The organism is Streptomyces griseus (genome assembly GCF_900460065.1).
GTDB classification, from domain to species: Bacteria; Actinomycetota; Actinomycetes; order Streptomycetales; family Streptomycetaceae; genus Streptomyces; species Streptomyces griseus.
The window spans coordinates 345,705-355,829 of the sequence record NZ_UAVD01000024.1 but is presented as its reverse complement, the minus strand read 5'-3'; the positions used below and the strand labels follow the sequence as shown (position 1 = coordinate 355,829).

6 protein-coding genes are annotated in these 10,125 nt (G+C 70.4%); all 6 read right to left on the bottom strand.

The features are described from left to right. Positions 1-37: 37 nt before the first annotated feature. Positions 38-3,757 (bottom strand): ThuA domain-containing protein, encoded by a 3,720-nt coding sequence (locus DTB53_RS12060; protein ID WP_012378310.1) that lies wholly within the window; start codon positions 3,755-3,757, stop codon positions 38-40. A 321-nt stretch (positions 3,758-4,078) separates the two neighbouring features. After that, positions 4,079-5,083 carry a sugar phosphate isomerase/epimerase family protein gene (locus tag DTB53_RS12055; protein WP_012378311.1) on the bottom strand — a complete coding sequence of 335 codons (1,005 nt, stop codon included), beginning with the start codon at positions 5,081-5,083 and terminating at the stop codon, positions 4,079-4,081. Between the two features lie 13 nt (positions 5,084-5,096). Next, complete coding sequence (locus DTB53_RS12050; protein ID WP_012378312.1) at positions 5,097-6,332, bottom strand: Gfo/Idh/MocA family protein; 1,236 nt, start codon at positions 6,330-6,332, stop codon at positions 5,097-5,099. 71 nt (positions 6,333-6,403) lie between these two features. After that, complete coding sequence (locus DTB53_RS12045) at positions 6,404-7,438, bottom strand: substrate-binding domain-containing protein (RefSeq protein WP_003965010.1); 1,035 nt, start codon at positions 7,436-7,438, stop codon at positions 6,404-6,406. 84 nt (positions 7,439-7,522) lie between these two features. After that, a complete protein-coding gene (locus DTB53_RS12040) occupies positions 7,523-8,575 on the bottom strand; it encodes an ABC transporter permease (protein ID WP_012378314.1) in 1,053 nt (350 codons plus the stop codon). Next, positions 8,572-10,095: a sugar ABC transporter ATP-binding protein gene (locus tag DTB53_RS12035; RefSeq protein WP_012378315.1), complete on the bottom strand. Its 1,524-nt coding sequence runs from the start codon at positions 10,093-10,095 to the stop codon at positions 8,572-8,574. Before DTB53_RS12035 ends, DTB53_RS12040 begins: the two co-directional genes overlap by 4 nt. Positions 10,096-10,125 lie beyond the last annotated feature (30 nt).

The window sequence follows — 10,125 nt, the reverse complement described above, 5'->3', positions numbered from 1 at the left end:
TGCGCTCCCCCGCCCGTCGTCGGCAGGGGCGGCTGCCCTACGGCGAGGGCAGCTCCTTCAGTTGGATGTTGCGGAAGGACACCTGGTCGTCGGGTCCGTGGTTCTGGAGGCCGATGTAGCCGTCCTTCAGGCTGCGGGCCGGGTCGGTGTTGGTGAAGTCGTTGATCTTCGCTCCGTTGAGGAAGATCTGCAGACGTTCGCCCTGGACCTTGATCTCGTAGCTGTTCCACTGCCCCGGCGGCCGCAGGACGCGGTCACGGGCCTTGATGTTGGCGGATTTGAAGGTGTAGACGGCGCCGGTGGTGCGGTCGGCGGCGTCGGTGGCGTCGATCTGGATCTCATACCCGTTGTCGACCGCCGACCACGGGTCGTCGGACTCCGGGAAGCCGACGAAGACACCGGAGTTGTCGTCGCCGCTCATCTTCCAGTCGAGCTTCAGCGAGTACGCCTTCAGCTCCTTGGCCTGGTAGGTGAGCAGGCCCATGCCGCCCTCGGAGTGCAGGGCGCCGTCGCTGACGGAGAACGTGCCCGGGCCCGCCTGCTTCCAGCCTTCCAGCGTCTTGCCGTTGAAGATGGGCCGGTAGTCCTTGTCCGGCTTGCAGTCGGCCTTGACCTGGCCGGTGGCGTAGCGCAGGCCGCCCAGGACGTGGCTGCGGAAGGCCGGCTCGGCGTAGGACTCCTTGGTGTGGCCGAGGCCGGTGTAGAAGGAGCGGCCGCCCTCGTAGGTCTGGCACCAGGAGATCGGGTGGTCGCCCTTCATGTTCCCGCCGGTGTAGGTGGTCTCGTCGAGCGTGGCGAGGACCTTGGCCTTGTCCCGGGGGTTGGTGCGGTAGTTGTACCACTCGTCGGTGCGCTGCCACTCCTCGTCGAGGTGGGCGGTGGCGGGGTGGTCGTGGTCCTCGACGCGGACGGTGGCGGGCTGGATCTGCGGGTGGGAGTCGAAGTAGGCGCCGACGAGGCCGCCGTAGAACTTCCAGTCGTACTCCGTGTCGGCGGCGGCGTGGATGCCGACGTAACCGCCGCCGGTGGCGACGTAGTTCTCGAACGCCTTCTGCTGTTCGGCGTTGAGGACGTCACCGGTGGTGGAGAGGAACGCGACGGCGTCGTAGCGGGCCAGGTTGCTGGTGGTGAACTGGGCGGCGGACTCGGTGGAGTCGACCGTGATGTTGGTGTCCTTGCCGATCTCCTTCAGGGCCGCGATGCCCGTGGGGATCGAGTCGTGGCGGAAGCCGGCGGTCTTGGAGAAGACCAGGACGCGCTTGGCGGTCCTGTCGACCGGGGTGTCGGACAGTTCGAAGTCGTCGATGTCGTAGAGCGCTCCGTCGCCGCCCTTGAAGACCAGGAAGAGTTCGGTCTGCTTCTTGGGCGCGCCGCGCAGCGGGATGTCGATGTCCTGGAAGGTGTCCCAGCTGCCGGTCACCGGGACGGGTCCCGAGCCGAGGATCTTGCCGGTGGGCGATCCGGTGCGCACCTCCAGGAAGCCGCCGGAGCCGGCCGACGAGACGCGGGCGGTGAGCTTGGTGGTGCCGCCCAGGACGTAGGTCTTGAAGGAGATCCAGTCGTCGTTGTGGATGTCGCCGACGGTCTTGCCGCCGTGGGCGCTGGACTTGCCCGGGGTGGTGACGCCGGAGGAGGCGTCGAAGTGCTCGGCCTGGCGGTGCTTGGGCTGGAGCCGGGAGGCGTCCTTGCCGGTCAGCTTGGCCTGGCCGCCACCGCCGTTGTCGGTGTAGGAGGCCGAGATGCCGCCGTAGATGTTGGCGTTGGGGTCGTGGCCGCCTTCCATGGCGGTCTTGATGGTGCCCTCGCAGCCGTGCTCGGTGGTGATGTCGTGGCCGTGGCTGTCGTGGCCCAGGGTGAACTTGACCTCGACCTTGGTGCAGTCGATGGTGCCGTCCTCCGGGTCGCTGACGTTCACCTTGAACGGCACGGAGTCGCCGAACTCGAAGAGTTGTCCGTCCTCGGGAAGCACCAGTTCGACGGTCGGGGCGGTGTTGCCGACGGTGACGTGGACGCTGGCGGAGCCGGTGCGGCCGGTCGGGTCCTCGGCGGTGAGGGTGGCCGTGTAGGTGCCGTTCTTCTTGTACGTGTGCGTCGGGTCGGCGGCGGTGGAGGTGGAGCCGTCGCCGAAGTCCCAGGAGTAGGTCAGGGCGTCGCCGTCGCCGTCGGACGTGCCGGCCGAGGAGAACTTCACCTTGAGGGGTGCGGTGCCGGAGGTCTTGTTCGCCGAGGCCTCGGCGATGGGCGAGCGGCCTCCGGTGGCGTTCTCGATGCGGTAGAGCGCGGAGTTCTCGTCGCCGCCGAACCAGGCGAGGCCGTAGTCGAGGACGTACAGCGCCCCGTCCGGGCCGAAGGCCATGTCCATGATCTGGGTGCCGGACCACGGCACGTCGTTGATGGACTGGACGGCGCCGTCGGCGTCCTGCTCGATGCGCTTGATCCACCGGCGGCCGAACTCACCGGCGAAGAAGTCGCCGTCGTAGGCCTCGGGGAACTTCACCGGGGAGTCCAGGTCCGCGTCGTAGCGGTAGACGGGTCCGCCCATCGGGGATTCGGAGCCGGTGCCGAACTCGGGCACGGAGCCGCCGTCGTACGGGATCCACGCGGCTTCGGCGGGGGGCAGGTCGACGAGTCCGGTGTTGTGCGGGGACTCGTTCTTCGGTGCGGCGCAGTCGAAGGCGGCGCCGGAGGTCTTGGTGGCGAAGTCGTAGTCGATGTACGGCTCGTTGTCGCCGACGCAGAAGGGCCAGCCGAAGTTGGCGGCCTTCGTCACCCGGGCGAACTCGACCTTCCCTGCGGGTCCGCGCTTGGGGTCGGCGGCGCCGGCGTCGGGGCCGTAGTCGCCGACGTACACGGTGCCGGTGGCCTGGTCGACGGAGAAGCGGAACGGGTTGCGGAAGCCCATCGCGTAGATCTCGGGGCGTGTCTTGTCCGTCCCGGGCGCGAAGAGGTTCCCCTCCGGGATCGTGTACGAGCCGTCCTCGGCGACCTTGATGCGCAGGATCTTGCCGCGCAGGTCGTTGGTGTTGCCCGAGGTGCGGCGGGCGTCGAAGGCCGGGTTGCGGTCGGGGCGGTCGTCGATCGGGGTGAAGCCGTCGGAGGCGAAGGGGTTGGTGTCGTCGCCGGTGGAGAGGTAGAGGTTGCCCTCGGCGTCGAAGTCGATGTCACCGCCGACGTGGCAGCAGGTGCCGCGCGAGGTGGCGACGTCCAGGACCTTCTTCTCGCTGGCGGTGTCGAGGGTGCCGTCCTCGTTGAGGACGAAGCGGGAGAGCCGGTTCACGCCCTCGAACTTCGCGAAGTCGGCGGCCGTGCCGGTCTCCGGGGCGTCGCCCGCGGGGGTGTCCATCGGCGGCGCGTAGAAGAGGTAGATCGCCCGGTTCTCGGCGAAGTCCGGGTCGACTCCGACGCCTTGGAGGCCTTCCTCGTCGTGCGTGTACACGGGGAGGGTGCCGGAGATCTTGGTGTTGCCGGCGCTGTCGGTGATCCGCAGCTCGCCGCTGCGCGAGGTGTGCAGCACGCTGCGGTCCGGGAGGACGGCGAGCGACATGGGCTCGCCGGTCTCCTCGGCGCCCTTGGCGAGGGTGACCTGCTGGAAGTCCTCCGCCACGGGCTCGTCGTGCCCGGGGTGTCCCGGGTGGGCGGTGGCCCCGGGGGCGGAGCCGAGGGTCAGGGTGGCGGCCGCGAGCAGGCCGCCGGTGAACAGCGCGAGCGTTTTGCGGACGCGGGTCCGGGCCAGGAGCCGCTTTCTGGTTCTGTGCACGTAGGTCCTCCGGAGAGTGCCGGTTGTACGGGCGGGTGTAGCCGTGCCGTGCTGCGCGGGGACTGCCGCGCATGCGTCACCCGGGACGGGAGCGACCCCGGTGACGCGAGTCATGTCGTGTACACGAAATGGACGGTAGACCTGTTCGTCCTCGACGGAAAGCCCTTGTGCGACAGGTAAGTCGAACTTCTGCTTCCGCCAGGACAAAGGAGTTTCCGGGCAGCGCGAGGCAGCCCCGGGGGCGGAGGGCCGTGAACCGGATCACGCCCCGGGGCTGGGGCCTTCCGTCCGGTCCGGACGGAAGGCCCTGGGTCGTTCCTGCTACTCGCCGCCGCCGAAGGCCGCGTCGAAGGAGGCCGACGGCGGGTCGAAGTCGAACCGCTTCAGGCTGGCAAGCGCTTCGGGCGCGCCGTGCAGCCGGTCCATGCCGGCGTCCTCCCACTCGACCGAGACCGGCCCCTCGTAGCCGATGGACCGGAGCATCCGGAAGACGTCCTCCCAGGGGACGTCGCCGTGGCCCGCCGAGACGAAGTCCCAGCCGCGCCGCGGGTCGCCCCACGGCAGGTGCGAGCCGAGACGGCCGTTGCGGCCGTCCAGGCGCTTGCGGGCCTCCTTGCAGTCCACGTGGTAGATCCGGTCGCGGAAGTCGTAGAGGAAGTTGACCGGGTCCAGGTCCTGCCAGACGAAGTGGCTGGGGTCGAAGTTCAGCCCGAACGCGGGCCGGTGGTCCACCGCTTCGAGCGCGCGCTTGGTGGTCCAGTAGTCGTAGGCGATCTCGCTCGGGTGCACCTCGTGGGCGAAGCGCACCCCCTCGGCGTCGAAGACGTCCAGGATCGGGTTCCAGCGCTCGGCGAAGTCCTCGTAGCCCCGCTCGATCATGTGCGGCGGGACGGGCGGGAACATCGCGACGAGGTGCCAGATCGAGGAGCCGGTGAACCCGATGACCGTGTCCACCCCGAAGGCGGCGGCCGCCCGGGCGGTGTCCGCGATCTCGGCGGCGGCCCGCCGGCGTACGCCCTCGGGTTCGCCGTCGCCCCAGATGCGGGCGGGCACGATGCCCTGGTGGCGTTCGTCGATCGGGTCGTCGCAGACGGCCTGGCCGACCAGGTGGTTGGAGATCGCGAAGCACTTCAGGCCGTACTTGTCGAGCAGTTGGTGCCTGGTGTCCAGGTAGCCGGGGTCGGACAGCGCCTTGTCGACCTCGAAGTGGTCTCCCCAGCAGGCGAGTTCGAGTCCGTCGTAGCCGAAGTCCCGGGCGTGCCGGCAGACCTCCTCCAGCGGGAGGTCGGCCCACTGGCCGGTGAACAGGGTGAAGGGGCGGGGCATGGGCGGCAGCCTCCTAGGACGGGGACGGGACCGGGGTGTGTACGGAGTTCTTGGCGGCGCTCTCCTCCACGGCGGCGAGCACCCGCTGCACCTGGAGGCCGTCCGCGAACGACGGTACGGGAGGAGCGCCCTCGGCGATCGTGCGCACCACGTCGCGGGCCTGGTGGACGAAGGTGTGTTCGTAGCCGAGGCCGTGGCCCGGCGGCCACCAGGCCTCCAGGTAGGGGTGCTCGGGTTCGGTGACGAGGACGCGGCGGAAGCCGGCGGTGGCGGCGGGTTCGGTGTGGTCGTGGAAGGACAGCTCGTTGAGCCGTTCCAGGTCGAAGGCGAGGGAGCCCAGCTCGCCGTTGATCTCCAGGCGCAGGGCGTTCTTGCGCCCCGCCGCCATCCGGGTCGCCTCGAAGGAGGCCAGGGCGCCGGAGGCGAGACGGCCGGTGAAGATCGCCGCGTCGTCGACGGTGACCTCGCCCCGCTCCACCGTGTCGGCGCCGCCGGAGAGCCCGGCGGGCGCCCCGGCGAGCAGGGGCCGCTCGCGTACGAAGGTCTCGGCCACGGCGGAGACGCCGGTGAGCAGTTCGCCCGAAAGATACTGGGCGAGGTCGACGATGTGGGCGCCGAGGTCCCCGAGCGCGCCGGACCCGGCGTGTTCGCGCTTGAGCCGCCAGGTGAGCGGGGAGGCCGGGTCGACCAGCCAGTCCTGGAGGTAGGTGGCGCGCACGTGGCGCAGCGGGCCGAGCCGGCCCTCCGCGATGAGCTGCCGGGCGAAGGAGATCGCCGGCACCTTGCGGTAGTTGAAGCCCACCATCGCCACCTGCCCGCGCGCGGAGGCCGCCTCGGCCGCGCGGACCATGGCCTCGGCCTCGGCGACGTTGTTGGCGAGCGGCTTCTCGCACAGGACGTGCTTGCCCGCCTCCAGGGCGGCGATGGCGATCTCCGCGTGGCTGTCGCCGGGGGTGCAGATGTCGATCAGCTGGACGTCGTCCCGGGCGATCAGGGCCCGCCAGTCGGTCTCCGCGGCCGCCCAGCCGTGCCGGGCGGCGGCGGCGTCGACCGCCGCACGGTCGCGTCCGCAGATCGCGGCGAGAGCGGGTCGCAGGGGCAGGTCGAAGACGTGTCCCGCAGTGCGCCAGCCCTGCGAGTGGGCGGCGCCCATGAACGCGTATCCGACCATGCCGACCCCGAGCGTTCCCGGCGCCTCCTGCGGCGACGGTGCGGGGCCGTGCGTTTCCGTCTCTTGACTACGGGCCATGCGGACTTCCTCCTCGTCGGTGTGCGGTAACGGGCCGGGGGACGCGCTCTCCGCGCCCCCCGGAGTCCCGGTCAGTTGAAGCCCGTCGGCAGGTACTGGTCGATGTTGTCCTTCGTCACGACCGCGGAGTACAGGGTGAGGGAGGTCGGGATCTCCATCTCGGAGAGGCCGCTGACGCCCTTGGACTGGCCGAGCGCCCGCGCCAGGTCGATCGCGGAGGCCGCCATCGTCGGCGGGTAGAGGACGGTCGCCTTGATCACCGAGTCGTCGGCCTTGATGGCGTCCATCGCGGACTTGGCGCCGGCGCCGCCCACCATGATGAACTCGTCGCGGCCCGCCTGCTGGATGGCGCGGAGCGCCCCCACTCCCTGGTCGTCGTCGTGGTTCCAGAGGGCGTCGAACTGCTTCTGCGCCTGGAGGAGCTGGGCCATCTTGGCCTGGCCCGACTCCACGGTGAAGTCCGCTGCCTGACGGGCCACCAGCTTGATGTTGGAGTAGTTCTTCAGGGCGTCGGCGAAGCCCTGGCTGCGCTGCTTGGTCAGCTCCAGGTTGTCGATCCCGGCGAGCTCGACGACCTTGGCGTTCGGCTTGTCCTTGAGCTGTTCGCCGATGTAGTGGCCGGCGTTGAGGCCCATGCCGTAGTTGTCGCCGCCGACCCAGCAGCGGTACGCCTGCGGGGAGGCGAAGATGCGGTCCAGGTTGACGACGGGGATGCCCGCCCTCATGGCCTCCAGGCCGACCTGGGTGAGGGCCTTGCCGTCGGCGGGGAGGACGACGAGGACGTCGACCTTCTTGTTGATGAGGGTCTTGACCTGGCCGATCTGGGCGGCCGTGTCGTTGGAGCCCTCGGTGGTCTCCAGGGTGACGTCGGAGTACGTCTCCGCCCGGGACTTGGCGTTCACGTTGATCGCGTTGAGCCAGCCGTGGTCGGCCTGCGGTCCGGCGAAGCCGATGGTGACGGCCTTGCCCGGCTTGTCGTCGGCGGGGGCGCTCTTGGCGGCCGACTCGGTCTTCTTGGGCTCGTTGCTGGTGCAGGCGGTGAGGAGGGCACCCGCGGAGACGGCGGCGGTTCCGAACAGCAGCCCTCTGCGGCTGGTTTCTGGCATGGCGGTCTGACCCTTCATCCGGTGGGTGTGTACGAGGTGCGGGGGCGGGGCGTTCAGGTGCCCGGGTCGTTCGTGGCCGGGGCCTCAGGTCTCCCGGCCGCGCATGGTGCGGCGCTGGACGAGGACGGCGGCGACGATGATGGCGCCCTTGGCGATCTGCTGGACGTCGCTCTGGAGGTTGTTCAGGGCGAAGATGTTGGTGATCGTGGTGAAGATCAGGACGCCGAGGACGGAGCCGACGATGGTGCCCCGGCCGCCGCTGAGCAGGGTTCCGCCGATGATCGCGGCGGCGATGGCGTCGAGCTCGTACAGGTTGCCGTTGGTGTTCTGGCCGGAGCCGGCGAGCACGATCAGCATGAAGGCGGCGATGCCGCAGCAGAGCCCGGACAGCAGGTAGAGGTAGAGGCGCTGGCGTCGGACGTCGATCCCGGCGAGCCGGGCGGCCTCGGCGTTGCCGCCGACGGCGACGGTGCGGCGGCCGAAGGTGGTCCGGTTCAGGATGAGCCAGCCGACGGCGGTGACCACGGCGAACATGATGACCAGCGGCGGGATGCCGAGGATGTAGGAGTCGGGGAGCCCGAGGTCCAGGACCGAGTCCACGGTGACGATCTGGGTCTTGCCGTCGGTGATCTGGAGGGCGAGTCCGCGCGCCGAGGCGAGCATGGCCAGCGTCGCGATGAACGGGACCATGCCGCCGTACGCGATGAGGACTCCGTTCACGAGACCGGCGGCCAGGCCGACGATGACCGCGGTGAACGCGATGCCCGCGAAGCCGTACTCCTGGGTGGCCAGGGTCGTCGCCCACACCGAGGCGAGGGCGACCATGGCGCCGACGGAGAGGTCGATGCCCCCGCTGATGATGACGAAGGTCATGCCGACGGTGACGACACCGATGACGGACGCCTGGGTCAGGATCAGCTGGAGGTTCCCGGTGTCCAGGAAGGCGTCCGGTTCGGTGATGCCGCCGACCAGGACCAGGGCGGCCAGGACGCCGAGCAGGGACAGGATCCGGACGTCGAGCCGCAGGCCGAGGGCCGGCGTGCCCCCGCCCGGCTTCCGGGGCGGCGCGTCGGAGGGGCCGGCGAGGGTCCCCTTGTCCGGCCCGTTGTGCTGCGCCGACGGGGCGGGCTGTGTCATGGCGTCGGGCTCCCTTCCATCACGAGGTCGAGTACGCGGTGCTCGTCGAGTTCCTGGGCGGGGGCCGTGTGGACCACCTCGCCCTCACGGAGGACCAGCACCCGGTCGGCGAGGCCCAGGACTTCGGGCACTTCGCTGGAGACGAGCAGGACGGCGAGGCCTTCGTCGGCCAGCCGGCGGATCACGGCGTAGAGCTCGGCGCGCGCGCCGACGTCGACGCCACGGGTGGGTTCGTCCAGCAGCAGGACCCGGCAGCCGCGCAGCAGCCAGCGGGCGAGGACGGCTTTCTGCTGGTTGCCGCCGGAGAGGGTGCGGACGGCGGCGTCCGGGTTGTCGGGCCGCATCTGCAGTTCGCGGGTGGCGCCCCGCGCGGCCTTCCGCTCCCCGCCCCGGTCGATCCAGCCGATCCGGGCGAAGCGGGAGAGGGAGGAGACCGAGACGTTGCGGGTGACCGATTCGGTCATCAGCAGCGCCTGCGCCTTGCGTTCCTCGGGGGCGAGACCGATGCCCGCGGCGACGGCGGCGCGGACGCTGCCGGGGCGGAGCCGCTGTCCGGCGACGGTGACGGTCCCGGTGCTCGCCCTGCGCGCCCCGTAGATCGTCTCCAGGATCTCCGAGCGGCCCGAGCCGACGAGCCCGGCGAGTCCGACGATCTCGCCGGGGCGCAGTTCGAGGTCCACGGGGGCGAACTCGCCCTTGCGGGAGAGGCCCTGGACCCGGAGCACGGGTTCGGCGGTGGCGGCGGCCGACTCCTCCGGTCGCGGCGGGAAGACATAGGCGACGTCCCGGCCGGTCATCATGGCAACGATGTCGCGGGTGGGTGTGCCGGCGGCGGGCAGTCCGACGGCCACGGTCCTGCCGTCCTTGATGACGGTGACCCGGTCGCCGATGCGGCGGATCTCCTCGAGACGGTGCGAGATGTAGACGACGGCCACCCCGTCGGCGGTGAGACCGTCGACGATCCGGAAGAGGTTGTCGACCTCGTCCGGGTCGAGGGCGGCGGAGGGCTCGTCCATCACGATGAGGCGGACGTCGTGGGAGAGCGCCCGGGCCATGGAGACGATCTGCTGCTGGGCGGCGGAGAGGTCGCCGACGTGCCGGGCGGGGTCGATCTCCGGGTGCCCGAGGCGGGCCAGCAGCGCTTGCGCGGCGGCGCGCCCCTCTCCCGTACGGACGATGAAGCCGGCGCTGGTCGGCTCGTGGCCGAGGAAGACGTTCTCGGCGACCGACAGGCCCTCGACCAGGTCGAGTTCCTGGTAGATGGTCGCGATGCCCAGGCGCATGGCGGCGATCGGCGACTTGAGCTGGACGGTCTCGCCGCGCCAGGTGATCTCGCCGTCGTTGGGCTGGTGGGCTCCGGCGAGCACCTTGATGAGGGTGGACTTGCCGGCGCCGTTCTGGCCGAGGAGGCAGTGGACCTCGCCGGCCTGGACCTCCAGGTCGACGCCGTCCAGGGCACGGACGCCCGGAAAGAGCTTGGTGATGCCGGACATGGTGAGCAGGGGTGGTTCTGGTGCCATGACGAATCCCCTCGGCGAATGGGGTCTCCC

Excerpts from the sequence above, each read along its gene's own strand:
- DTB53_RS12040 (WP_012378314.1), bottom strand. The coding sequence starts at position 8,575 with ATGACACAGCCCGCCCCGTCGGCGCAGCACAACGGGCCGGACAAGGGG.
- DTB53_RS12050 (WP_012378312.1), bottom strand. The coding sequence starts at position 6,332 with ATGGCCCGTAGTCAAGAGACGGAAACGCACGGCCCCGCACCGTCGCCG.
- DTB53_RS12035 (WP_012378315.1), bottom strand. The coding sequence starts at position 10,095 with ATGGCACCAGAACCACCCCTGCTCACCATGTCCGGCATCACCAAGCTC.
- DTB53_RS12045 (WP_003965010.1), bottom strand. The coding sequence starts at position 7,438 with ATGCCAGAAACCAGCCGCAGAGGGCTGCTGTTCGGAACCGCCGCCGTC.
- DTB53_RS12055 (WP_012378311.1), bottom strand. The coding sequence starts at position 5,083 with ATGCCCCGCCCCTTCACCCTGTTCACCGGCCAGTGGGCCGACCTCCCG.